This is a genomic window from Paenibacillus sp. FSL H8-0079 (assembly GCF_037991315.1).
In the GTDB taxonomy this organism is placed as follows: Bacteria; Bacillota; Bacilli; order Paenibacillales; family Paenibacillaceae; genus Paenibacillus.
The window spans coordinates 4,732,405-4,757,097 of sequence record NZ_CP150300.1 but is presented as its reverse complement, the minus strand read 5'-3'; the positions used below and the strand labels follow the sequence as shown (position 1 = coordinate 4,757,097).

The following is a 24,693-nucleotide window of genomic DNA, read 5'->3' as shown; positions in this document are numbered from 1 at the left end:
CTATCATGTTAAGGGGCCCTAGTGCCCCTTAATCTTTATTTACGCCCGAATATGGCAGGGAGGCAGGAATGCATACGATGAAAGATTATTATGCCGTGCTTGGTGTGGAACGTGAAGCTTCTGCGGAACAGATCAAGAAGGCTTATCGTCAATTGGCGAAGAAATTCCACCCGGATGTTAATGGGGGAGATCCACAGGCAGAAGCGCGTTTCAAACAAGTACATGAGGCCTACAGCACACTCGGAAATCCCGAGTTAAGGGCAGCATACAATCAACAACCTCGATCTACAGGGAATCCAGGAGCGGCAAAAGGAGCAACATCCAGTACGAATACCGAGAAGGTATGGTCTGATCCATCACGAATGCAGGAACAGTTTGAACAATTTTTTGGCTATAGCCCCAAAGGCAAGGAAAGCTCAAACAGTGGCAAACCCGATCCCAATAAAGGAATGGATATGTCCGCCATGTTTGACCGATATTTCGGAGTTCGAAAAAAGTAAGCCGGTGGCCTGTAATGGATCGTGCCGGTTCAGGCGGAGGTTATGGAAGTGAGACGAGGAAGGTCGGTAATGACGATAGGGCTTGACGCATGCGTCGCCATGATTTCGTTAGCCGTGCTGTATTACATATTCATCATTAACCGGGACATCAGTGCCCAGTGGATAACTGGAATTATTGTAGTTCTCTCCGGGGGAGCATACCTATTTTTTAAATACATACCTGCCACCAAGGGGGAAAAGAAGAAGCTGTCTTCACGTGTTGTGAAACTCGTGCTGTTGGACGACGATGGTACAAGTGTGAAGGAATGGTACATTCAGGGTGAGACGAGTGTATTGATCGGAAAAAGTTCGAAGAACAGTGAGGCGGACATTGATCTGTCCGATACTCCATATGCCTCCCTCATCAGTCCGCAACATGCTGTGCTGAACAAAGCCTCGGGCCAATGGTTTATCGAGGATATTGACTCGGCTAGCGGCGTAGGTGTTCGTAAGGGAAATCAAAGCAGATCATCCAAATTGGAAATCGAAGAACCCAGCCTGATTGAGGCAGGGGACTTAATTTATATTGCCAATACCCGAATTTTGGTGAAATAACGTTGGCGTACCATTATACAAGCTTACGGGGGAATGAAAAGAAATGAGTCTGACAAGATGTGGAAACGGACATATGTTCAGTACGAGACGGCACGGAAACACGTGTCCATATTGCAATCTGGCCGTCGAGTCACCGGCCTCCGGCAATAGTGAAGCAGCGGGAGCAGTCCCACGCGCGCCTCGCACAGCAGAGGATGACAGAACGATGCCATACCTGGGAGAAACGACAGGAATTGAACCGGTAACGGGATGGATGGTGTGTATCGAAGGTCCGCAGATGGGCCAGGATTATCGGATTATGGCTGAAAAGAACTTTATTGGACGTTCGGAAGAGATGCATGTTCGAATCCTTGGGGATAACACGATTTCTAGGCGTAATCATGCGGTGATTGTGTATGATCCCAAAAAACGGAATTTCTATCTGCTGCCCGGCGATGCTTCCGGCCTTGCTTATCACAACAATGAAGCGGTCTATTCTCCGGTGGAACTGGCTGCCTACGACGTCATTCAATTGGGTCGCAGCAAATTCATTTTCATCCCATTATGTGGTGTGCATTTTGAATGGGAGCAACAGTGAATACCTTTATGATCTTGTGGCACGACAAGGAGCTAACGCCTTATTGGGTTCTGGTAGCAGGCTGTTTGTCGATCTGGTTGTTGTTATTCGTCCGAAGCCGGATTCCGGTAAGGCAACGTGACGATAGGCCAGTGGGTGTTCAGATCGGGAATGGACAGACCATTGGTGCTCGCAGTGAGCAGGATGATTATTTTGCCTGTGCCGTGGAGCCATATGGTGTACTTGCGGTACTTGCCGATGGAATTAGCGGCTTATCTGGTGGGAAAGTAGCCAGTACAACTGCTGTAGAAACATTTATCCGTGAGTTTGAAGCGTTGGAGCGGTTTCCTGATCCGGCGGAGTTTTGGGATGCTTCTTCCCATGCGGCAAACCAGGCGATTCTTCGCAATTTACTTGGCGTTCCTGGAGGAACAACGTTGGTATCAGCCATGATCAAGGGCAGGGAGCTGTATTGGGGCGCAGTAGGGGACAGCATTTTGGCCGTGTTTCGCAAAGGTGAGCTACTTGCTATCAATCATAAACATACGCTGGAAACTCAACTCGAAGAACAGTATATGTCTGGAGAAATATCGGAGCAGGAGGCGTTGGATAATCCGCAGCGCAAAAGGCTGGTCAACTATTTGGGGTACGACCATTTTAAACAAATGGAAATCGCGGACGAGCCGTTTGCACTGCAACCGGCGGACAAGATTGTGTTATGCAGTGACGGAGTATACAACTCTCTTACTGAGATGGAACTGGAGACTATACTGGCGAAAGACATGACGCCATTTGATGCAGCCCAGACCATCATTGATTTGATTGAAGAAAAACAGCTCGTGCATCAGGACAATGCCACGATTATCATTTTGGAGCAAGGATGGTAACGGATCAGGCAACGCACAGGGAAGGGAAATGGGGAGACGGATGAGGAAGGAGAACAGTGAATTCAAGACGGCTTTTGTCTCGGAAGCGGGATCTTTCCTGAAAAATCGGGATTTCTACGGCTGCGTTGAGCTGGAAGATTGGGCCTGTTATGTCATTGCAGATGGCCTGGATACGGATACGGAAGTGAATAGCGCACAGATCACAGTGCAGACCATTCTGGAATCCTTTCTGGAAAAGCCAACCATGTCCAAACGCAGACTAACAGAGTATATCAAGATTGCACATGAATGGCTTCAGTATGAAAGTCGCCGAGTCAGGCTCAAAGCGGGATTCGTCATTGTTGTGACAGACTATACACGTATGGTGTGGGCATCTGCCGGACACAGCCGGTTGTATCATTTCCGTGGAAATCGACTTGCATTAAAAAGCAAGGATCACAGCGTTGCTGCTCAGCTGGCAGCCGAAGGCCAGATTGCAGAGGATCGTGTGGATCAGCATGATGAACGCGGTAATCTGAATGAATATGCCGGCAAACCTGGCATGATCAGACCGTATGTATCGGATAAGATCAAGCTGGCCGATGGCGATGTGCTTGTGCTTTGCACCCCTGGATTATGGGAAGGTGTTCAGGATGCCGAGATGATCGATGCGGTTGAAGGTGCCAATGACCCGCAGACGCTGGCGGATACGCTTGAAGAAGTGATGCTTAGCAAGCAGCGTGCCCGTATCGAGAATTATAGTGCGGCAGCCATATATGTGAACAAGATTTTTCATGAAGAGCCCAAGAACCGTAAGAAATGGATTAAGCGGATTGCCATCATGCTGGTTATGCTCCTGATTTTTGGTGGAGCCGGCATATTCTACGCGGTGAAAAGTGCAGCCAAAAAAGCTGAATTGGCCGTAGATATGCTGCAATATGAACAGACCGCAGACCAGTACGTCAAGGAACAAGAGTATGCCAAGGCAGTCTCGGACTACAGCCTGGCGCGCAATAATTCCATCAAAATCAAGGACCCGATACATAAAAAGCTGTTGACTGCGAAGATGGCTGCTGCCCAGACGCTGGTTGATGGGGAAGCTCACCTGAAAGAAGGCGACATTACCAAAGCAACCGCGAGTTACACCAAAGCATTGGAATTGTCTGAATCCTATAGCATGTTCAACCGGGAAGTTATTCAGGAGCGCCTGGAGCAGATGACCACCTTCCAGCAAGTGCAAGACTGGATCACCGAAGGCGATCTGAAACTCCAGAACGGAGATTACAGTGGAGCGATCATTTTGTATAAAAGGGCCAGAACAGCCGCGACGGAGACAGCTTACAAGGATGCGCTGAAGGAAATTGCTACGCAACTGGAGACGGCTGAGACCAAACGTGCAGATATCAAACGGCAATCCCGGCAGCTTCAAGCAGATACGCTGGAACAGAAGGGTGACCGCTTCAATGAAGCTGGAGACTATAGTGGAGCCATGGATGCTTATGCTTCGGCACAAGAAATTTATCAGGAGATCGATATGTTGGAACGCGTGCTGGCCATGGAGCGGAAAATAAACAAGCTGGATGAGAAATTGAACCCACCTGTACCGGCGGCTGATCTTACGCAGGATACGGCAGGATTAGATACAGCAAATACATCGGGTATGACCTCGGATATGACCGGGAGTACGGGAAGTATGAGCGCAGGCAATACAGTGGGGAACGGTTCTTCCACTGGTAATGTCACCTCGGCTGGAAGTGGCAGTGTGGATACTTCTGGCTCAGGTGCTTCTGCTGGAAAAACGACAAGTAATGCTAGCGGTAATGCTGCCTCCAATGCTGATGGAAGCACCGACACCACGGAGGCTGATGTGAACGAACAGGAGTCATCGGAAGGAGGAGATTCATGATGAAAGACATGATTCGTGACCGTCTTAACAAGATGGAGGATCTGGAACAACGCCGCATGCTCAAAGATCTCATGACAGGCGTTTTTCTTAATCTTGTGGAGTATCAGGAGACGCTGAACAAGCAAATTGAGCAACGTGTTTTTGATGAGGTGTTGCCGCAGGAGGAACGTCATGATGTATATGTCACATTATGCGCGCGGGAAGATCTGGACCCTATTCATGAATTTCTGTACCCGATCATTCCTGAGGATGCTGAACCACAGACCGTCTATTTGAGTGAGGCCTCAGAGGCACTGGCGCGTCAGGAAGAGATGAAATTGTTCACATTCTACATGGAATGCGGGCAACAGGAACTCCAATCTCTGCTGAAAAGTAATCGGACATTTCGCGGGGAGATTGTAACGAGTGAAGGCAGACATGCCATAACGGTTCGGTTGAAATCAAGTACAGCGTATATCTCCAAAGTGGAAGAATTGTACCGGGTCTTTCGTAAAAACAGCCTACCATGGAAATCGATTAATGCACCTTATATTTTCAAATTCGTTGATTGTGTTCTGGTAGGTTCTGACGATGGAGAGGCATGGGACAAACAACATACGGTCAAGGAACTTTCCATCCATATGGAGGAGTTTGAGTCTTATAAAAGAACCAATATGATTCCGCTGTGGAACATCCAGAAGATTGATATGAAAACGGGTGGATTCCCCGTTCCGGCTTCGGACCGAATCAATTATGAACATGTGTTGCCACTCCGCAAAACCGGAACGGAACACGGATATCTGGTCGATGGAGACGAATCGCATATTCGGTATATCAAAAGATCGGAAGAAGATATCACGATCGTATCTCCGCTGGAAAAATCCGATTCATGGACGGTGCTGAAAATAGCTGGTCCTGTCGCAACCCGCATTGGCAGAATGGACTATCCGCTGTTTTCCAACAGCAAACGGGAAGGGTTTGCCGGTAAATATGCGCGTCAGGAAGGGCGGTCTGTACGGTCCAAAGGGGAGATTGCCCGCATGGTTCACGCTTTTCAGGCAGCAGAGGGTTTGGAACTGGAAGACGTACAAGTGGTGGCGCCAGGACCCGCTTTGGGAGTCACTTACCCACTTAATGCATTTGTTAGTGACCATGTCCGTGTTGAGACAGATAAACATCGAATGATCTTAAGGTTCAGCAGACACGGGAAGCAGCCGGGACAGGCTATTTTTCTGGATGATCTGCTGAGCTTTCTGGTATCCGAAATCCAGCTGGCTTTCCCCGAATACTGCTGCGAAGGGGAATGGGTGTGAGTACAGCATGAATTACATCTGGGACCTGATTATACGAGCCAAACGTAATGGAACCGATCTGCGCGACGTAACCTTTGTGCCAGCACGTGTATATTCGCCTTACATGGAACTTAGTCAGACAAACCTGAATGCTTCAGGCGTGGAAGGCACGGTTGAAGTCAATCCGTATTATCGCTTTTTTGATATTTTCAGGGATCTTTTCGACATCAATAATGAAGAGCAGGTGGAGTTGCGGGAAGCGCTCTTTGATCTGGTTATTCATTTTCTGGCGGATATGGATTTGATGCAGGGTATGAACAAGAGGGAGTATTATATTCGCTTCATTCTGAAGGATATGCATTCGGGTGTTTATGGGGATCGGGTTCGGCGGCGACTGGAGCTGTTCGGGCAGGAGGAGCAGGAGGTGATCGCCTGCAATATGCTCCGTTTGTATGATACGGGAGAGGCTGTTCATCTGCTGAGGGATACCCTTGTACGAATGTTCCCGCGTTCAACCCTTTATGCCAATTGTGAGGAGAAGGATGAATTGCTTTTGTATATTGGTCAGGTAGAACGTACAGAAGCGAAGGAGAAGCTGGAACTGATTCTTGAACTCTTTCTGCCGGTACGTTTCGACACGGAAATATACTGGGGGCATCATTTTGGCATTCTGGATGTGGACTATACGATGATACAGGACGGGATTGCCCTATATTAAGCAGCACCAGCAGTTGTAAGGAGGAATTATAGATGAACGGCTACTCATACCGATTGTATCCTGACGCCACGAGCAGGGAACGTTCCAGAGGAACCATGCGTTATACGCGCGAAGAATTGATGGACATGACCACATTCCAATTACGGAACATTTGCTACAAGGAACGGTTAATTGAGGGGTTGGGCCCTCGGACGGAACGGGAAGAACTGATTCGGATTATTTTAAAATTTCTGGGAGCGGACGATGTATTGTGGATCGATCAGTCTGTTGATGGCGGATTCGAGCGTATACAAAAGGCTATCTCTCGTCATATGACAGCCCCCATGAGCAGTGATGGAGGCATTAGTGTGCCTGCGCGACTGATTCTGTACGAAGGATTGAACGTGGACAAGCTGGATCGATATGTGGTCACGGCACCGGGGGGACTAACCGAATCCAACGTACTTTTAGTCAATGAGAGCATGGAGCTGTGTGGCATCTTCAACCTGGTTAAGGATGACTCCGTATCGGGAACCTTTTATTTGACGGCAGGAAGTGGGTCGACCTGGAAGAAATCGGGCAACAGACAGTACAGTCTCCTCTTTTTCCGGAAACGCGACTCGGAGTATCTATATCAGACCTATTATTCCAGCAGACCGCTTCCACCGGTTCATATTCAATATACTCAAATCCCACTGGCAAATCTGGACATCCGGGAGCTTGAACCGACAGAAGCAGTGCTTGCAATTGATTTTGGCACCTCCAATACGACGGCAGGCGCCTATTTGCATAACGGTTATATTCAGGCGCCAAGTAGCCAGGATTTGCTGAATGGACGAGTCCGTATGGATGCCATTAACTACGTTTCTTTTCCCGATCCTACATACAAAGATACGGACTGGATCGAAGTCCTGCCTACGGCAATCGGTGTGGCGGAGTGTTCGGATCCAGCGAACATTCGTTACGAGTTCGGATATGAAGCGTTGCGAAGCATGCGTCGGGGAGGGTACAGCAGCCGGGCGAGTGTCTTCCGCAGCATGAAGCGCTGGGTGAACAATTACAACAAAATGGAAGAAATCGTCGATGTTCATGGCAATGCGGCTATGGTTTCTCGTATGGACCTGTTGCGTGCGTACATGAATTACATCATCCGAACGGCAGAGCATCAGTTCAAGTGCAAGTTTCGCCATGTGCACTTTACGAGTCCCGTGAAGATGAAAACACAGTTTTTGCAGATGTTCGGAGAGATGCTTCCGGATTATCGGATTGAGCAGACGTATGCGCTAGATGAGGGAATGGCTGTGCTCTATAACACCCTTGCTGACGGGATGGAACGTGGTGCTTTCATGGAAGGGCAGACGTATCATGCGCTCGTAATTGATTGTGGCGGTGGAACGACGGATTTATCCTCCTGTGCCTTTACGATCGAGGACGGACATATGGCGTACAAGCTGGATATCCATACGACCTACGAAAATGGGGATACGAACTTCGGAGGTCACAATATTACCTATCGTATTATGCAATTCATGAAAATTGTATTCGCCGACTACTATAGCGGACGCCGTCAGGTGACGGATATTGATAGCCTGATTGAGGCACCTGGTGCGGATGTGTTCCGTCAGGTGGACGAAGAGGGTGTGAAGTCCGTTTATCAGAAGCTGGAGCAACGCTATGAGGAGGCAGAACACATCATCCCGACTGCGTTTGCGCGTCGAGAGAACCGTTCACGGGATGAGTATTTGCGGGTAAGAGGCAACTTCTACTTCCTGTGGGAAATCGCAGAAGAGATGAAGCAACAATTTTTCCGCAAAACCGGCATCTTGCGTAACCGATTCCATTCGGAGATGGAGGGCGACGGGGACAGTGATCTGCAGATCACCACCATGGAGCGTTGGTTCCTCTCGGTAGAACGGAATGGGGAGTTGAAGGATGAATATGAGTTCCCCGATGTGGTGTTCAATATCAAGGAAATTACCCAGCTGATTAAGGCCGATATCTATGAGGTGGTTCGCAAGTTTTTGGATGATTTCTATCGGCAGGGACGGATGAACCAGTACTCGATTATCAAGTTGACAGGTCAGTCCTGTCGCATTGATGTATTTCGAGAAGCATTGAAAGAGTTCGTTCCAGGCAGAAGCATTGAGTTTCGGCAAAAACCTGCGGAAGGGCGTGTGCCTGATCTTAAACTTGCCTGCCTTCGAGGGGCGATTCGTTATCTGAGTGCGCGCAAAACGGGAAGCGTTCAAGCCGACATCACGCATGATGCCGCTGTAATTCCGTATACCGTAAGTGCCTACACGCATAATGGACGTGAAAAAATGCTGATCAGCAGTCTGGATCGGAGTGATGGCATTCCGGGTAGCATTTCCCGTCCATTCGAGACGGCAGAAGTGGAGTTATACCTTAGCGGAAGTGATGGCCAGCTGAGACAGAAGTTCGTATATGCCAACCGTCCGGATTTCTATAAAGAGGTGCTTTATGAAGACATTCGGGATCGATACGGAGATAAAATTCCGCAGGATGATACGGATTCCATCGTGAATGGAGAGACGAAGTTTTTTGTCTTTCCGGATGATCGTCATTGGGGCTTCCATGTGTTGCCTGTAGCTCGTAGAAATGAACGGCTGTATCTGGGATCGCAGAAGCTGCTTCCGTTTGAAACAGACTTGTCGGAACTGGACTTCTTTGACGGAATGAAGTGAGGACCACGAGCAGAAAGGAGGAACAGCGCTCATGTTCACATATTCGTATCCGCATTTTAACAAGGGAAGAATTCTGAAAACATCCATGTTGGAGGGACTACGCGATTTTCCCAGAGACTATATCGAACTGTACTATCGCGGTTATGCAGATGGCATTCTTGCAGGTGCAGAGGTAGACGTGTTCCCGGACAAGCTGGTTGTTGCTCCTGGGATGGTGCTGCATAAAGGAAGGCTTTATATGCTGACAGAACCTATGGAACTGGCATACCAAGCTACGGGACGGGTCAATGTGCTGAAGCTTCGGTTTACCGCGGAGGAGACCGTGAGTGACATGACGATAAGCCATTCGGAACTGCTCTTGGATGAAGAGACAACGTGCACATCGAGAGAGTTGGAGCTGGCTCGATTCAAGCTGAAGGAAGGGGCGCGGCTGCGGCGGGACTATCAGACCTTTGCCGACTTGGCAACGGAGTTCAATACGCTGCATGTCATTCATGTTCCTTATGCAGCCGAGGGAGCAAGCACCTTATCTCCGGTTGTCATGAAGGATTATGCCGAGAGGTTGCTTCGAACGGGGACCTCTGATCCCCAGGATCTGGTCTTCGCCATGATGTGTCTCAATGAAGGAACAGTTGCACGTAGCGTCATTTTGCATCACATTGCCAGTCGATTGGGATTGGAGTACAGAGAATACGATAATGCGCAGATTCATCGATATCTGGATCGCATACTGGCGAATGCAGGTCGGGGAACGGGACGTTCGGGTATGCCGGTGGGCGGACCACATCGTATGATTGTGGATTGATTCAGCACAAGGAAAGGAAGTTGTTCTTGATATGGAATATCTCGATCGCAAAGTAATTCCCATATTATATAACCATCGTGAAAATGAAGAGAATGGTCAGAACAGTGAAATTGAAGAGGCGGTTAAATTGGCACATAAATCTCAGGCTATTGATTCAGCAGAGCTGCCGGCGAGGCTCCGTATTGGAAAGGAAAGCGTATTTCTAAAACGAACTGAGCTGTACGATAGTAGGGTAGCCATATCCCTTCCACGTTCATTGCGTTTAATTTCAGAGAAGGAAGCGAGCATGAAGTATCCTTCGTCTCATCGGCCGGAATGGATATATACCAATGATTCAGGGACAGTCAATTTTACGTTTAACAGGCTGGAGCATCGAATTTCGGAAGAGGAGCTGACTTCCTTTACCGAAACGATGGCCAATGTCATTCGAGGGACGCAGCCTATCAGACAATGGGAGAAACATGGCGTTCGAATTACTGAAACGGGACAGTTCACGGGCTACTGTCAGTTTTCCGTTCAGGGGTTGAATAATCAGATTTATAACCATATCGGTTTTTCGATTTTAGACCAGTCAGTTCTTGTTTACGGATTTAATTGCACGGATGAAGAAAAGCGCGATTGGCTGGAGCCTGGGGAGACGATTCTTAATTCACTTGCGATCCATTGAAGTTGAGAGGGGATGAGAAACATGAGTCTGACTTATGAAAATCTGATTATTGAACCATATGAACTGTTGCATTTGCAAGAACTGACGATCCGGAAAAAAATGAATGAGCACACTCGGCTCGTGTTTAAGGGCATGGTGTCTGAGGAATGGAAGGATCGCTATGTCGATGTTACGGATAAGGATACCCCAATTGAAGTGTGGCAAAAAGATGAGGATGGTAATAAGAAGCCTCTGTTCAAAGGCATTCCACTATCTGTTGAAGTGCAGGTTGTCAGAGGTGTATATACGCTCCACGTGGAGGCCATCTCACATACATACCGGATGGACATTACAAAACGAACGCGTACATTTCAAAATGTCAAAATGAAGTTACCCGATTTGTTAAAGGAACTGGATCAGGATTATCCGGGGCTGGACGTGATTGATGAGGGAACAGGGGGGGCCAAGATCGGGAAGGTTGCCGTGCAATATCAAGAAACGGATTGGGCATTTCTCAGGAGACTTGCTTCTCGCTTTCACACGAGCTTAATGCCGGCCGCTCAGTTTGACAGCCCCAAATTTTATTTTGGCGTCTTTGAGCACGGAAACTCAATCGATCTGGACAATACACGTTATACAATCCGCAAAAACATGGCACCATTCATGTACTTTACCGAAAACGATACGATAAAGGTCAACGAATCAGATTTCATTATATATGAAATCGAGACAGATCAGGTGATGGAGCTTGGACATCATATTACCTTCCGAGGCAGAAGCCTATATGTGACTGAGGCATATACCGAGCTTGTGGGAGGAATAGTGAAGCACCAATATGTACTTAGCCTTCATAGAGGACTAAGACAGAAGACATATTACAATTCGATCATTGCCGGAAGCTCCTTACTTGGTCGCATCCTTTCAGTGCATGGTGGTCATGTAAGAGTTCAGCTGGACTGTGATGAAAAACAGGAGGAAGAGGAAGCGTTGTGGCTGTTGTATCAGTCGCCATACATCGCAGAGGGCCAGACAGGTTGGTATGTCATGCCTGAAGTGGGTGATCCGGTGGCCGTATATTTTCCAACGCAAAACGAAGAAGAGGCCTATGCGACAGGAGCACCCCGTCTGGATAATAAGGTAACTGGAACGAACCAATTAAACAAACCGGATCATAAAATTTTCCGTACGCCTTATGGCAAAGAAATCAGACTGACCCCAGATTCCATCTCCATTAGCAGCAAAGAGGGCGAGGTGTTCATACGTCTCAGCGGGGACGAGGGCATTCAGATTATCGGAAGCCAGCAGATTCGGATGTCTGCTGGGGGCAATATCTCGCTCAAAGCCGGGAAGAAAATAACGTTATCTGCCGATTCGCAATTGTTGCTGGAAGGCGGGGGAGGGACATTCAAATTGGATGGACAAGCAAAAATGAGTGGATCAGAAGTGAAAGCCAACTAGTATAGGGTGACGTATGGGCAGGAGGGATAATTTCCAATGGATCGCAAGGAATCTATATTACATTTTTATACCCATCAGGTAAAACCTGCGCGGGCCAAACTTATGGATGATTTGCAGCATACGCTGCATACAAGGTATACGGAATTGACAGCTGAGCTCCAAAGTCATTTCAGGTTTATGGTTCAGGAAGTCAGCGACGCCCAAAAGCGTGGGGCGAAAGGGCCGATCGCTTACATTCAATATTCTATGTTGCGAACAGAACTTCTTGGAGGGGCGATGAATGTCCTGGTCGAAGCATACGATGCTTCATGGTTGCTGGATCGAACACCCATCCGTTCATTCTATTCTTCCCACTGGGCCTATGAGTGTCTTGAGCGGATGCTCAATGGATTAAGAGAAGAACTTCCTCACTATCAAGGAACCGTTACAGTGGTAGAACTGGAACGAATCATGTTACAGGAAGCGGCGTTGGTGAATCGGTATCTTGTACATTTTATACGCCGTAGCTGTAGCGCGCTGGAGGACTTCGAATGGAACTCCCTTATGGATCTGGAACAGATATTCGAAGTACGTGTAGGAGAATACTTGGATGCTAGTGAGTGCGTATTTCGTTTTGATCAAAGGACTAGGAGCATTGAGGAGATTGGTGAAGCATTGGAAGAAAGTGATGGTCTGGAGGTCATGTACGCGCATTTTCAGGGACTAGATATGAGCAAAATGGAGTGCAACGATCTGGATTTTCGTTACAGCCGTTTTGATCGTATCGATATGCATTCTACCGATTTTCAACGCTGTATCTTGATAGGGACACGTTGGCGCGATTGTAGTCTGGAGAACACCGATTTCACCGGAAGCATTCTATATGGGGCAGATTTCAGCGGGTGTTCTCTGGAAAGAGCTGTTTTCAGGGAGATAATAGGGGAGGTGGGACATCCGGAAGGACTCGCTCAGGGTCCAGAATACGATGCACTTAACTTCGAGAATTCAAACCTTTCAGGTGCTGACTTCCGGGGGGCACACCTTCGTGGAGCCATATTCCGTGGAGCCAATCTAACAGATACGTTATGGGAGGGTGCTGATGTGGAGGGTGCGATTTTTGACGATGCCCAGAGGAGGCGAGGGTTATCCGATACTTTCGTCTAATGGCCGATCCCAGATGGATACACCGCGTAGAGACTGAGCCTGTCGGTGAACTGCAACGCAGGACCTGGAATCAGGCTTTTCATGATTCGGGCAGTGAGCATACAGCCATTAACCTTTATGTGCGAAGCGGATTCCATGTCGATTATACGGATTATTTGGAACAGCCGGTTCCCTTGGTTTCAGATCAATTGCTTGAAACACTTATTTTGTATTGTCCTCAGCTCAAGCGAAGGGCTACCGTATTAACGGACAAGGAGCGAATGACCCAAGAGACGTATTGGGCCATTCATCCTCCTGCACTGGCAAACGTATTATCTCCTCATACCCGTCGGCGCATGGATGGAAGTCTGGAGCGGATCGTACTGAAGCGAGATTTCCCGGATGTACCCCTGTTCCAATTGATGGAGCTGCACGAAACCGTGATCATTGTCAATCTGGCGTTGTCGGAGAGCATTCTGCGGCGAGATGTGGCAGGAGTACAATTCATTCCGTTGGACTTGGAACAAACGAATTAGAAGGGAGAGGTTATGATGGTGCGAAGTCAAGATCATGATGCCCAGATTCATACGGCTGGAGAAGCCTCTAAAAGCTATGTCGTTGCAGGAGCAATACTTAAATGCAATTGCGGGACGCAGCGTACACGATTGAAGATACCATTCAGTCATGGCGTATATATCAAGGGGAAGGCGAAGATGACTGTCGAGGATTATGTTCCAGGTATTCATATTGGATCATTCGGTAACTGTTCCAATCCAGCTAATCCAGCAGTAGCGGCAAGCACGATGGTTGACATCTATGGGGTTAAGAAAGCGCCTTGCGTTCCCGTGCTGACCATGCCTTGGCTTCATGGAAAGGGAGATACCAAGGTGGAAGGGAAAGCTGCACTGCTCAGTCACTGTACGCACAAGTGTCTGTATGGCGGAGATATCGTCATAGAGAATGACGGACAGCAATTGGACTTTTGACGATGAGTGAAATTACGGAGAAAAAACTCGACCAGATCGGCTATGAGCAAATACGTCTATATTGGCCTTATCGTGCACAGTGGTTAGAAGGCGTGCAAATTACCCGCCAAGTGAACGAGCATGCGAAACTCTACGTCAGCGGTATAATTCCGGAAGAGGATGGGCCGGGCGTTCTTCAAGTTCAGGCTGAAGGGGAATCTATCGTACTCAGACAAGTCGATGAAAATGGTAGATCAGTGAGGAGACTCTTCCATGGCGTAATGACATCGCTCTCGGTTCATTTGTCGGGAGGGGTCTATCGATTCGAACTTGAAGCCTTGTCCAACTCCTATCAAATGGATATGCGAATTGAGGAACGAGCCTTTCAAAACAGAGGGTGGACGTTCAAAGAACTCATTCAATTCATTATGAATTCTTACCGCTATTCGGATGTCATGGATCAGGTTACCGAAAATACCTCATTGAGCGGACTTGTATTACAATATAAAGAGACCGATTGGATGTTCCTACGCAGGCTTGCCTCGCGATTCGGTACAGTGCTGGTCCCCGAAATCACAGCGGCATCACCAAAACTGTATATCGGTTTGCCCGCAGGTAAGTTGTGGAAATGGCCAGAAGACCAACCTTATCAGGTTCGTAAGGAGCTGGCTGGAATCGACTGGCACGGCTCCGGAACGGAAGATCGATATATCATTCAGGGCCCCAAGGGATCGCAAGGCGTATTGCAATATACGGTGGAAAGTGTCGAGACCTATGCGTTGGGAGACAAGGTCGAACTTCCAGATGGCAGAGAGCTGACCGTGGTGTATGCCCATTCGCGACTGGAATCCGGGTTACTCATGACGACATACCGCATGGTACTCGAAGACCACATTCGTGTACCTAGATGCAACCTATCGGACCTGATTGGGTTATCGCTGTACGGCGAGGTGGTCCGCGTGATTCATGATCACATTCAGATCAAATTACCCATGGATGAGGGCCCGATGACGCAAGGCTCCGCTTGCCCCTATCCGGTCGCGCCAGTTTATGCTGCGGAAGGGCATAGCGGGTTATACATGATGCCGGAGATCGGGGATCAGGTGGAATTATATTTTCCAAGTAGTCTGGAATCCGGAGCGTACATTCGTCATTCTATCTCTGAGGGGAAACGTTCCACTAACGGAGGGACAGAGCATAAAGTCTGGGGGCATCCTGCCGGAAGCTCTATCGGGATGTCGCCTGAGGAGGTTACACTGCAATCTGGATCCGGGTTGACGATTACCTTAAATGATCAGGGGATCGTATTGAATAGTCCAGGCAATCTGTCCATTCAAGGCAGCAATATCCTGCTTGCGGCCGGACAGATCGAAGCCACAGCACCAGAAGCGATTTGGCTGCTTGGCGGGGGTGGTAGCTTCATTTTGGACGGGGAGGCCAACGTACGAGCAGGTCTATTGCAACAGGAGGGCAGCAACAAAGCGCCTGTTCATGTGGCGGATCTGCCTCCGGAGCCGGAGCCACCGCTGATGCCGATTGAGGAGTACGAAGCAGCTCAGGCCGCAGCAGCCGCAGAGGCTGCTGCAGTGACGCAGGCATCAACGACGAACCCGAAAGATGGATCGTTGGCTGGAGCTGCATTGGCCATCACTGCTATGATTCCGATCCTGGGAGCTCTAGGGGGGATTGCTGCTCAGACAGCCATCGGCGTAGGTATTGCTGCCGTTGCCACGGGTCTGATCGCGAGCGTGCCGAAGATAGGCTCCTTCAAGCCTTCGGCTCTGAATTTGCTAGACCGATTTACGAACAGATTTACCGAGCTCCAACAGCAGGAGAACGAAGCGAAATGGACGATGCTTGGTAAAATGCTGACGGCCGCCAAAGAGCTGACTACATCGACTTCGGTGACCGATTTCTTTAAGAAGTTGGAACAACAGAACAAGGAGATTAGCCTTGCTTATGAGCAGATTCCGAGTTACTTCCGTGAGAAATGGGCGCGTGAAAAATTCCAACGTGACCTGCAGAAGTCGCTGGAATTTTTCAAGAGTGTGGAGAAAGACGATGTTCAACATCAAACCTTCTTTTCGCCCTACTACCAAGAAATTTCATGGGCATTAGACAGTGCTGGCATATATCATAATATTACCGTCGAGGAATTAAGAGATTATGATTTTTGGTTGCGTCAGGACCTGACATTGGAACAGATGAAATATCTGACACAGTTGATTTACAATCCGATTAGCCATGAGAAATTCGTAGAGATGATCTACGATTATGAAATGCATCGCGATTTAATAGAGAACGGAACGATGATTGGTGGTAATCTAAGGGTAAGGACGCCAGACATTGAAGGAAAGGTCATGCAAGTTGTTGGTAAAGGATTAAAAACAGCAACGACATTTGTAAAGAAGAAATGGACAGATAGCCAGAAAATGAGGATCGTTTCTGGGGGAGGAAGCGATTGGAGCGGGGATAAGTCGAAAAAAACGGGACAAGCAGGTTCTGGTGGTAAAACAGAAGCTGAAGTTGGACCTGAAACTAAACCTAACCAAGCGGATAGTGACCAGAAGCCACCAAAACAGAAACCAAAAGATACCGAAACTAAGACGAATCCAGAAAAAGATGCTACTCCAAATGACGTGAACTCATGGAAGAAATCTCTGCCAAATAAGGTTGAGGATAATTCTGAAGCGGATACTAAACCACCTAAATCAACCGAACCGGAGAATCCGAAAACAAACAAACCGAAGGATGATTCGGAAGGCACTGAGGGAGCGGGAGATGTTGGGACACCGCCTCGTTATGGAGATAGACAAATTACTGATAAAGAATATAAAATATTGAGAGATGAAACGCCAACACCAGAGTTAAGAGACAAGGTTAATGAGGGACACAACAAAAATGTGGAGACAAAGGACGAAGCAATACCCGGAAAAACTTTTATAGGTTCTTTAGAAGCAGACCATATCGTACCAATGAATAATATAACTAAAATGGACGGTTTCGGGAAATTAACAAAATCACAACAGCTTGAAGTTCTTAATAATCCAGATAACTTTATTGGATTAAGCAAGTCAGCCAATACTTCAAAACAGTCAAAAACCTTTGAAGAATGGACTCATTATAAAAAAGGAAAGAAAGGTGAAATTGAAATCGATTCTGAATTCAGACAAAGAATGATGATTATTGAAAGAGAAATAGAAAGGAAGCTACAAAAGCAAATAGATGATTTGAATAATTTGAATAACAAGTAGGGAGTTGAAAATTTCAATGGATGATAAATTGAAGTATTTAAGAAAATATAACCAAGAGATAAGATTGCTTACTCATAAAGACATCAGTAGTATTGCAACTAACCAACTTCCAGATGATTGGTATGATATTTTTAAAGAACAAGATAGCACAGTCAGAATAAAAAGAATTCTAGGAATTTGGAAAGAATATCTACGGATAGAATTACGCAACACAATATCTTATTTAAGCGAATTTCTTGTAGATGTTGAATTAATGCAATCAGGGGAGGATTTTTCGGTTCTATATACAATCAAAAATTCTAAGGGAAACATATTATATTACGAGGGACGTAATCCACAGGATCAATTTAACAATAAGGAATTACGTGAAGTTTGGGAGAAAATGCCCAACTTAATTCAAAAATTCTATGAAGAAGTTCACAATGGTTTTTATTACTATGCTAGTGAATCTATGGGGCTAGTCCCTATCAAGTCTGTAACGTTTCTAGGAGACGAGGATTTAGAATGGGGGATAATTGATGAATTAGAAGAACCCATCGGAATTAATTTAGAATCATCTTTTGGTTTTTTCACAAATGGTATGGGAACGTATATTGTAATAGACTATCAAAATTGTAATAATAATAATGCGACTTTTTGGTCAGCAAAAAGACAACCGAATTATAATATAAATTTTTGGAGCTATGTAGATGAATGGATTGTAATTGGTTTTGAATAGTTGTTTAATATATATGAGCAGTTACAAAAACTTATTTTTGAAGTTACTATTCTGATTTATAAATTGCCGCAATGGGAGTTAACTGCTCAAGTCTGTAAAATAGATTGTGTACACTCTTTAACAGATTCAAGCTTGGAGCAGCTACCAAGTGCGGAATGACTCCATCATACAACCAATAACACATATAACCCATGTAATACCCGTATAAAAGATTTCGCTATTTTGTTTGTACGCAAAGAAATGCTAAAGTTTTGTAACCTAAATAACGCTATTCCATTACACGAAGCAGGTTGATTATGGTCAGATAATACCATGATTGATCTGTTTTTTGTTCTCTTCGCTTTCTCAAAATTTTTTTGGATCAATCGCAACTGTAAAATACGCCACTACGATAGAAAAGATGATAAGGTAGTTTTAAATATTCAACAAGCAAAAATGGTCATACCCCTGTCAAGTAGACAGATGAAAAAAAGCCAAACTCAAACAACGCGCATCGATATTCAATTGGTGCGCGTTGTCTGAGTTTGGCTTGAAAACGTCGATAGTTGTAACTGTACATGTACTCTTCCACCGCTTGTCGAATCTCGCTTCTGAATTACACTGGTTCTTGTACAGCTTCTTTGTTTTGAGATGTGAAAAGAAAGATTCGATGCATGCATTATCTAGGCAGGTTGCTTTGCGAGAGTGGCTGTCTTTGACGCCGAATGCTTCTAATCGTGAGTTGTACGCCTGAGACGTATACTGGAAGCCTTAATCCGAATGGAGCACGGCTTCCGAAACGTCTCTTTTTTTGTGTCCATTGTTCCACCGTATCCAATACGAGCTGTACATCGTTCCGTTTAGATAACTGCCAAGCTACAATTTCGTTGTTGAACAAGTCTTGAATCACAGACCGGGTAGATAACGGATGGCGTATAGCTGGACTTCTTCCGCTTCCTGCGAATGACAGATTGTATGGATAGTTCCCGCATGATTCGCCACACTTTCTTGTGATTGACGTTCAGACCAGCCTCCCAGAGCGCCGTTGTCATACGCGGGTAACCAAACTCTCTGTTGTTCATATGAATGGTCATCATACATTCTTTGATCTCACGATCGCGGTCTTGTCTTGCGTCTCGCTGCGGCTGTGTTGCTCGCCATTTGTAGTAACTGGATCGAGGGATTCCTGCTATCGTTAATAGGCGTGTAATGCCATGTGAGCAGCGTAGTTCATCTAGGATAGCGCCAGTTCTCTCGCTGGCTCAACGCTTCTCCTTTACTAGATTTGGATACCGCTTTTTTAAATAATCCACCTGCGCTTGAAGGTAATCTCTTTCTTCCTCTGCGCAGCCAAAGCTTGTACGGGGGCGTCCCTTCAGTGGGTTCGGGACACTATTTTTTCGCATCATCGAACGCTTCCCCGTTTTTCCACTTTTTCACCACACCTTTAGTTGTGAACAGTTTCGAATTCCCTCGCGCTCAGTAACCACCTTGTAGCTCGAAGAACCTTCGACAACCGATTGAACTGCATTCAATTCGAATTCTTCGGTATTGGTCTGAAATGTTTGTCTTTTTTTTTATAAAATTCCCCCTCCAAGTGTCACTTGAACCCTCATGATAACATGAAGTTTTTTTTTAGTGTCTACTTAAAGGGATAATACCAGTAATTCCGTATACCGTAAGTGCCTACACGCATAATGGACGTGAAAAAATGCTGATCAGCAGTCTGGATCGGAGTGATGGCATTCCGGGTAGCATTTCCCGTCCATTCGAGACGGCAGAAGTGGAGTTATACCTTAGCGGAAGTGATGGCCAGTTGAGACAGAAGTTCGTATATGCCAACCGTCCGGATTTCTATAAAGAGGTGCTTTATGAAGACATTCGGGATCGATATGGAGATAAAATTCCGCAAGATGATACGGATTCCATCGTGAATGGAGAGACGAAGTTTTTTGTCTTTCCGGATGATCGTCATTGGGGCTTCCATGTGTTGCCTGTAGCTCGCAGAAATGAACGGCTGTATCTGGGATCGCAGAAGCTGCTTCCATTTGAAACAGACTTGTCTGAACTGGACTTCTTTGACGGAATGAAGTGAGGACCACGAGCAGAAAGGGGGAACAACGCTCATGTTCACATATTCGTATCCGCATTTTAACAAGGGAAGAATTCTGAAAACATCCATGTTGGAGGGACTACGCGATTTCCCCAGAGATTTCATCGAACTGTACTATCGCGGTTATGCAGATGGCATTCTTGCAGGTGCAGAGGTAGAAGTGTTCCCGGACAAGCTGGTTGTTGCTCCTGGGATGGTACTGCATAAAGGAAGGCTTTATACGCTGACAGAACATATGGAACTGGCATACCAAGCTACGGGCCGGGTCAATGTGCTGAAGCTTCGGTTTACCGCGGAGGAGACCGTGAGTGACATGACGATAAGCCAGTCGGAACTGCTCTTGGATGAAGAGATAACGTGCACATCGAGAGAGTTGGAGCTGGCTCGATTCAAGCTGAAGGAAGGGGCGCGGCTGCGGCGGGACTATCAGACCTTTGCCGACTTGGCAACGGAGTTCAATACGCTGCATGTCATTCATGTTCCTTATGCAGCCGAGGGAGCAAGCACCTTATCCCCTGTTGTCATGAAGGATTATGCCGAGAGGTTGCTTCGAACGGGGACCTCTGATCCCCAGGATCTGGTCTTCGCCATGATGTGTCTCAATGAAGGAACGGTTGCACGTAGCGTCATTTTGCATCACATTGCCAGTCGATTGGGACTGGAGCACAGAGAATACGATAATGCGCAGATTCATCGATATCTGGATCGCATACTGGCGAATGCAGGTCGGGGAACGGGACGTTCGGGTATGCCGGTGGGCGGACCACATCGTATGATTGTGGATTGAAATTTTTAAGAGAATGGGAGGATGGAATTCGTTTATGGAACATATGGATCGCAAAATCATCCCGATGTTATATGGCAAAACATTGAACGGTGAACCGCATCAGGGAACAGAGACCAGACATGTTGAAGCCTCTCCTGAATCAAGGGAAGTTAAACCATTCGAGCCAATAACCATGATACACCTTGAACAGGAAACGATACATTTGAGAAGAACGGAGCTATACGAGGGAAAGGTTACAGTATCTCTTCCCCGCACATTTCGTTTGGTGACAGAAAGAGAAGCTCAGTTAAAATATCCGTCGTCCCATCGTCCTGAATGGATCTATACCAATGATTCGGGAACGATCAACTTTACGTTCAAGACATTGGATCATCGTCTTGCTCCGGAAGAGCTGAATTCCTTTACGGAATCGATGGCTGATGTGATTCGTGCAACTCAACCTGTACGAGAATGGAAAAAACACGGCGTTCGAGTGGCGGGTGCCGGTCTTTCCACGGGTTACTGCCAGTTCGTTGTTCAGGGATTGAATGATCAAATTTATAACCATATGGTGTTCGCCATTTTAGATCAGAAAGTCCTTGTTTATGGTTTTAACTGTACGGACGATGAGAAGAGAAATTGGATGGAACCCGGTGGTACACTTCTGGATACACTCATTGTCGAAATGAATTAGAGAGGAGCTGAGTCCATGAGCCTGACGTATGAAAATCTGATTATTGAACCTTATGAGCTAGTACATCTGCAAGAATTGACAATCCGTAAAAAGATGAATGAGCACACCCGTCTTGTTTTCAAAGGCATGGTATCCGAGGAATGGAAAGATCGTTATGTGGATGTTACGGATAAGAATACCCCGATTGAAGTGTGGCAAAAGGACGAGGAAGGGAACAAAAGTCCGCTATTCAAAGGCATTCCTTTATCTGTAGAAGTACAGGTTGTGAGGGGCGTATATACGCTCCAGGTTGAAGCAATCTCACATACATACCTGATGGATGTCAAGAAGCGAACCCGTACGTTTCAAAACATCCAGATGACGCTCCCTGAATTGTTAAAGGAGCTGGATCAGGATTATCCGGGACTGGACGTGATCGATGAGGGGACCGGGGGAGCCAAGATTGGCAAGGTTGCCGTGCAATACCAGGAAACAGACTGGGCATTTCTCAGAAGACTGGCTTCCCGATTTCATACGAGTCTGATGCCTGCGGCTCAATTCGACAGCCCCAAATTTTATTTCGGCGTATATGAGCATGGTAACTCGATCGAACTGGATAATACACGTTATACCGTCCACAAAAACATGACTCCGTTCATGTACTTCACAGAGAACGAGACTGTAAATGTGAATGAAAGTGACTTCATTGTATACGAAGTGGAGACAGATCAAGTTATGGAACTGGGACACCATATCTCATTCCGAGGCAGAAGTCTGTATCTTACGGAAGCCTATACGGAACTCGCCGGAGGTATTTTAAAGCATAAATATGTGCTAAGTCTTCACAAAGGATTGCGACAGAAGACGTACTACAATCCGCTGATTGCTGGAAGCTCATTAATGGGACGTGTTATCGGTGTACATGGTGGGCAGGTTCAGGTGCATCTTGATTGTGATGATAAACAAGGGACGGAAGATGCACTGTGGCTGTTGTATCAATCTCCGTATATTGCAGAGGGAGAGACCGGCTGGTATGTCATGCCCGAAATTGGTGACCCAATAGCTGTATATTTTCCAACGATGTATGAGGAAGACGCTTACGCCACAGGTGCTCCACGACTGGATAACAAGTCGACATCCACCAACAAGCTGAACAATCCCGATCATAAAATTTTTCGCACTCCTCATGGGAAAGAGATACGTCTTACTCCAGACGCTGTAATCATTAGCGGCAAAGAAGGAGAGGTCTATATTCGACTTAGTGGAAATGAAGGTATTCATATTGCAGGTAGTCAGCAGGTAAGTATGTCAGCAGGAGGGAGCATTTCGTTAAAAGCAGGAAAGAAAATTACATTATCTGCAGGATCAGAACTTCTTCTTGAAGGAGGAGGAGGGAAAATAAGGCTTGATGGTCAGGCTCAAATGAGCGGGACAGAAGTGAAATCTAATTAACGTTGGAAGGAGGAAAGTCAGTGAGCCGGAAGGAATCACTACTGCACTTTTATACAAATCAAGTGGAGCCTGAACGAATCAGGCTGATGGCTGACCTTCAACATACATTAAACAGCCAATTCCCAATGTTGACTGCGGAGTTCCTAAGATATTTCGAGGAATTAACTAGTAAAGTAAGGCACAGTCAACGGATTGGTGCCAAAGGGAATGTTGCTTACATCCAATATTCTTTGTTGCGGACAGAAGTCGCTACGGGAGCGATGCATTATCTTGCCGAAGCCAGTGATATGTCATGGCTTCTCGACAGAGATTCTATACAGGCATTATATGATGCCAAGTGGGCCTTTGATTGTTTGGAACGGATGCTTGATCGTTTGAAGAAGACACTTCCTGATTATCAGGGGATGATCTCAATGGTTGAACTGGATCGAATACGACTTCAAGAGGTAACTTTGGTTCACCGCTATGTTATTTATTTTATTCGTCAATGTTTCCATCAGCTCCTTGATTCCCAACTGATATCGGATATGCAGGTGGAGCCCGAATTTGAGGTTCGTGTAGGGGAGTATTTGGATACCAGTGAATGTGTGTATCGCCTTGACCAACGAGAACGGAACCTGGAAGACATCGGCAGGGAGCTTGAAGAGGGTGATGGTTTGGGTGGGATGTATGCGGACTATCACGATCTGGACATGGAAGAGATGATATGCAGTGATCTAGACTTCCGGTATAGCAGGTTTAATGACATCAGATTAAAATCAACAGATTTTGAACGTTGTGTCTTGGTAGGCACACGTTGGCATAACTGTGATATGAGAGATACCAATTTTGCTGACAGTCTACTATACGGTGCTGACTTCAATGGATGTTTACTGGAGAGGGCTATCTTCAGGGGCATTTCTGGGGAAGAAGGGCATCCTGATGGTCGAATACAGGGTCCTGGGTACTCAGGTATCAACTTCGAGAATGCGAACTTAACCGGAGCAGATTTCAGGGGAGCGCGACTCCGTGGAGCTATATTTCGTAGAGCAAACCTAACCAACGTGTTATGGGATGGGGCAGATCTGGAAGGTGCGATATTTGAGGAGTCGGTGAAGGAGGAATCGCCATGCGATACTTTAGGCTGATGCAGGATACCAGATGGACAAATCGTGTAGAGACAGAAGCGGTTGGTGAAGTACAGCGTCGAGAGTGGAATGCTTCTTTTCAGGAGGGGAGTAGTAATCACACCGCAATTAACCTTTCAATCAAAAGCAGACCTAATGTAGATTACACCGATTATTTGGAGCGCCCTGTAGCTCTGGTATCGGATCGAATGCTGGAAGTATTTACGTTGTACCATCCCGGCTTAATTCGCAGGGCAGCAGTGTTGACGGACAAAGCACGTATGTCCCAGGAGACCTATTGGGCTATTTATCCAACGGCAATGGATGTGCTCTCTCCCCAAACGGAACGTCATATGGACGGCAGTCTGAAACAGATTGTTCTGGATCGAGGTAAGGCTGAACTTCTTCCTTTGTTTCAATTAAAGGAACCTCGTGAATCTGTCATCATCGTTAATCTAGCTTTGGCTGAGAGTCTGCTGCGCCGGGATTTTTCCGGGATTCAGTTAGTCCGTCTGGAGCAGGAACAGACAATATAGAGAGG

23 protein-coding genes are annotated in these 24,693 nt (G+C 46.7%); 22 read left to right on the top strand and 1 reads right to left on the bottom strand.

Annotation, left to right across the window (positions count from 1 at the left end):
* Positions 1-68 precede the first annotated feature (68 nt).
* The 16 genes from MHI06_RS21345 to MHI06_RS21270 all read left to right on the top strand — a co-directional run bounded on the left by MHI06_RS21345 (position 69) and on the right by MHI06_RS21270 (position 18,063).
* On the top strand, positions 69-500 hold the full coding sequence (locus MHI06_RS21345) for a DnaJ domain-containing protein (protein WP_340399007.1): 432 nt from the start codon (positions 69-71) through the stop codon (positions 498-500).
* A 69-nt stretch (positions 501-569) separates the two neighbouring features.
* Positions 570-1,094, top strand: coding sequence for an FHA domain-containing protein (locus tag MHI06_RS21340; protein WP_260632976.1), 525 nt, complete (start codon positions 570-572; stop codon positions 1,092-1,094).
* 43 nt (positions 1,095-1,137) lie between these two features.
* The gene (locus tag MHI06_RS21335) at positions 1,138-1,671 is read left to right on the top strand and encodes an FHA domain-containing protein (RefSeq protein WP_062835604.1); all 534 of its coding nucleotides are present in this window, start codon (positions 1,138-1,140) and stop codon (positions 1,669-1,671) included.
* Positions 1,656-2,537, top strand: coding sequence for a protein phosphatase 2C domain-containing protein (locus tag MHI06_RS21330; protein WP_340399006.1), 882 nt, complete (start codon positions 1,656-1,658; stop codon positions 2,535-2,537). The genes MHI06_RS21335 and MHI06_RS21330 overlap by 16 nt, the downstream gene beginning before the upstream one ends.
* Before the next feature lie 40 nt (positions 2,538-2,577).
* A complete protein-coding gene (locus MHI06_RS21325) occupies positions 2,578-4,422 on the top strand; it encodes a serine/threonine protein phosphatase (protein WP_340399005.1) in 1,845 nt (614 codons plus the stop codon).
* Complete coding sequence (locus MHI06_RS21320; RefSeq protein WP_340402161.1) at positions 4,422-5,714, top strand: normocyte-binding protein; 1,293 nt, start codon at positions 4,422-4,424, stop codon at positions 5,712-5,714. The genes MHI06_RS21325 and MHI06_RS21320 overlap by 1 nt, the downstream gene beginning before the upstream one ends.
* 7 nt (positions 5,715-5,721) lie before the next feature.
* The gene (locus MHI06_RS21315; protein ID WP_100528546.1) at positions 5,722-6,411 is read left to right on the top strand and encodes an iron-dependent peroxidase; all 690 of its coding nucleotides are present in this window, start codon (positions 5,722-5,724) and stop codon (positions 6,409-6,411) included.
* A gap of 32 nt (positions 6,412-6,443) precedes the next feature.
* On the top strand, positions 6,444-9,095 hold the full coding sequence (locus MHI06_RS21310; protein ID WP_340399004.1) for a molecular chaperone: 2,652 nt from the start codon (positions 6,444-6,446) through the stop codon (positions 9,093-9,095).
* Between the two features lie 31 nt (positions 9,096-9,126).
* Positions 9,127-9,900 (top strand): DNA and RNA helicase, encoded by a 774-nt coding sequence (locus tag MHI06_RS21305; RefSeq protein WP_340399003.1) that lies wholly within the window; start codon positions 9,127-9,129, stop codon positions 9,898-9,900.
* Positions 9,901-9,931: 31 nt separating this feature from the next.
* Positions 9,932-10,567 (top strand): hypothetical protein, encoded by a 636-nt coding sequence (locus MHI06_RS21300; protein WP_340399002.1) that lies wholly within the window; start codon positions 9,932-9,934, stop codon positions 10,565-10,567.
* Between the two features lie 21 nt (positions 10,568-10,588).
* Positions 10,589-12,004: a phage baseplate assembly protein V gene (locus MHI06_RS21295; protein WP_339305170.1), complete on the top strand. Its 1,416-nt coding sequence runs from the start codon at positions 10,589-10,591 to the stop codon at positions 12,002-12,004.
* Between the two features lie 36 nt (positions 12,005-12,040).
* Positions 12,041-13,147 carry a pentapeptide repeat-containing protein gene (locus MHI06_RS21290; RefSeq protein ID WP_339305168.1) on the top strand — a complete coding sequence of 369 codons (1,107 nt, stop codon included), beginning with the start codon at positions 12,041-12,043 and terminating at the stop codon, positions 13,145-13,147.
* Positions 13,147-13,662, top strand: a complete 516-nt coding sequence (locus MHI06_RS21285) for a hypothetical protein (protein WP_339305166.1) — start codon at positions 13,147-13,149, stop codon at positions 13,660-13,662. The genes MHI06_RS21290 and MHI06_RS21285 overlap by 1 nt, the downstream gene beginning before the upstream one ends.
* Before the next feature lie 15 nt (positions 13,663-13,677).
* The gene (locus MHI06_RS21280; RefSeq protein WP_307543034.1) at positions 13,678-14,112 is read left to right on the top strand and encodes a DUF4280 domain-containing protein; all 435 of its coding nucleotides are present in this window, start codon (positions 13,678-13,680) and stop codon (positions 14,110-14,112) included.
* A 2-nt stretch (positions 14,113-14,114) separates the two neighbouring features.
* Positions 14,115-17,345, top strand: coding sequence for a hypothetical protein (locus tag MHI06_RS21275; RefSeq protein WP_339305164.1), 3,231 nt, complete (start codon positions 14,115-14,117; stop codon positions 17,343-17,345).
* A 16-nt stretch (positions 17,346-17,361) separates the two neighbouring features.
* Positions 17,362-18,063, top strand: coding sequence for an SMI1/KNR4 family protein (locus tag MHI06_RS21270; protein ID WP_339305162.1), 702 nt, complete (start codon positions 17,362-17,364; stop codon positions 18,061-18,063).
* A gap of 839 nt (positions 18,064-18,902) precedes the next feature.
* Here MHI06_RS21270 and MHI06_RS21265 read toward each other — a convergent pair.
* Positions 18,903-19,151 (bottom strand): IS3 family transposase, encoded by a 249-nt coding sequence (locus MHI06_RS21265; RefSeq protein WP_339308752.1) that lies wholly within the window; start codon positions 19,149-19,151, stop codon positions 18,903-18,905.
* A gap of 602 nt (positions 19,152-19,753) precedes the next feature.
* On the opposite strand from MHI06_RS21265, the gene MHI06_RS21260 reads away from it, so the two are divergent.
* The 6 genes from MHI06_RS21260 to MHI06_RS21235 are packed head-to-tail and all read left to right on the top strand — an operon-like array spanning position 19,754 to position 24,688.
* On the top strand, positions 19,754-20,137 hold the full coding sequence (locus MHI06_RS21260) for a hypothetical protein (protein WP_340399001.1): 384 nt from the start codon (positions 19,754-19,756) through the stop codon (positions 20,135-20,137).
* 31 nt (positions 20,138-20,168) lie between these two features.
* Positions 20,169-20,942: a DNA and RNA helicase gene (locus tag MHI06_RS21255; RefSeq protein WP_340399000.1), complete on the top strand. Its 774-nt coding sequence runs from the start codon at positions 20,169-20,171 to the stop codon at positions 20,940-20,942.
* 34 nt (positions 20,943-20,976) lie between these two features.
* A complete protein-coding gene (locus MHI06_RS21250) occupies positions 20,977-21,615 on the top strand; it encodes a hypothetical protein (protein ID WP_340398999.1) in 639 nt (212 codons plus the stop codon).
* Positions 21,616-21,630: 15 nt separating this feature from the next.
* A complete protein-coding gene (locus tag MHI06_RS21245; protein ID WP_253502183.1) occupies positions 21,631-23,046 on the top strand; it encodes a hypothetical protein in 1,416 nt (471 codons plus the stop codon).
* 20 nt (positions 23,047-23,066) lie between these two features.
* On the top strand, positions 23,067-24,173 hold the full coding sequence (locus MHI06_RS21240) for a pentapeptide repeat-containing protein (protein ID WP_340398998.1): 1,107 nt from the start codon (positions 23,067-23,069) through the stop codon (positions 24,171-24,173).
* Entirely contained in the window at positions 24,155-24,688 is a 534-nt protein-coding gene (locus MHI06_RS21235) for a hypothetical protein (protein WP_340398997.1), read from the top strand. Before MHI06_RS21240 ends, MHI06_RS21235 begins: the two co-directional genes overlap by 19 nt.
* The last annotated feature ends 5 nt before the right edge of the window (positions 24,689-24,693 follow it).

Bases quoted from the DNA above. Each gene is read 5' to 3' on its own strand.
- MHI06_RS21285 (WP_339305166.1), top strand. From the start codon at position 13,147: ATGGCCGATCCCAGATGGATACACCGCGTAGAGACTGAGCCTGTCGGT.
- MHI06_RS21235 (WP_340398997.1), top strand. From the start codon at position 24,155: ATGCGATACTTTAGGCTGATGCAGGATACCAGATGGACAAATCGTGTA.
- MHI06_RS21300 (WP_340399002.1), top strand. From the start codon at position 9,932: ATGGAATATCTCGATCGCAAAGTAATTCCCATATTATATAACCATCGT.
- MHI06_RS21260 (WP_340399001.1), top strand. From the start codon at position 19,754: ATGCTGATCAGCAGTCTGGATCGGAGTGATGGCATTCCGGGTAGCATT.
- MHI06_RS21340 (WP_260632976.1), top strand. From the start codon at position 570: ATGACGATAGGGCTTGACGCATGCGTCGCCATGATTTCGTTAGCCGTG.
- MHI06_RS21330 (WP_340399006.1), top strand. From the start codon at position 1,656: ATGGGAGCAACAGTGAATACCTTTATGATCTTGTGGCACGACAAGGAG.
- MHI06_RS21270 (WP_339305162.1), top strand. From the start codon at position 17,362: ATGGATGATAAATTGAAGTATTTAAGAAAATATAACCAAGAGATAAGA.
- MHI06_RS21255 (WP_340399000.1), top strand. From the start codon at position 20,169: ATGTTCACATATTCGTATCCGCATTTTAACAAGGGAAGAATTCTGAAA.
- MHI06_RS21335 (WP_062835604.1), top strand. From the start codon at position 1,138: ATGAGTCTGACAAGATGTGGAAACGGACATATGTTCAGTACGAGACGG.
- MHI06_RS21275 (WP_339305164.1), top strand. From the start codon at position 14,115: ATGAGTGAAATTACGGAGAAAAAACTCGACCAGATCGGCTATGAGCAA.
- MHI06_RS21325 (WP_340399005.1), top strand. From the start codon at position 2,578: ATGAGGAAGGAGAACAGTGAATTCAAGACGGCTTTTGTCTCGGAAGCG.
- MHI06_RS21280 (WP_307543034.1), top strand. From the start codon at position 13,678: ATGGTGCGAAGTCAAGATCATGATGCCCAGATTCATACGGCTGGAGAA.
- MHI06_RS21310 (WP_340399004.1), top strand. From the start codon at position 6,444: ATGAACGGCTACTCATACCGATTGTATCCTGACGCCACGAGCAGGGAA.
- MHI06_RS21295 (WP_339305170.1), top strand. From the start codon at position 10,589: ATGAGTCTGACTTATGAAAATCTGATTATTGAACCATATGAACTGTTG.
- MHI06_RS21245 (WP_253502183.1), top strand. From the start codon at position 21,631: ATGAGCCTGACGTATGAAAATCTGATTATTGAACCTTATGAGCTAGTA.
- MHI06_RS21250 (WP_340398999.1), top strand. From the start codon at position 20,977: ATGGAACATATGGATCGCAAAATCATCCCGATGTTATATGGCAAAACA.
- MHI06_RS21345 (WP_340399007.1), top strand. From the start codon at position 69: ATGCATACGATGAAAGATTATTATGCCGTGCTTGGTGTGGAACGTGAA.
- MHI06_RS21315 (WP_100528546.1), top strand. From the start codon at position 5,722: ATGAATTACATCTGGGACCTGATTATACGAGCCAAACGTAATGGAACC.
- MHI06_RS21320 (WP_340402161.1), top strand. From the start codon at position 4,422: ATGAAAGACATGATTCGTGACCGTCTTAACAAGATGGAGGATCTGGAA.
- MHI06_RS21305 (WP_340399003.1), top strand. From the start codon at position 9,127: ATGTTCACATATTCGTATCCGCATTTTAACAAGGGAAGAATTCTGAAA.
- MHI06_RS21290 (WP_339305168.1), top strand. From the start codon at position 12,041: ATGGATCGCAAGGAATCTATATTACATTTTTATACCCATCAGGTAAAA.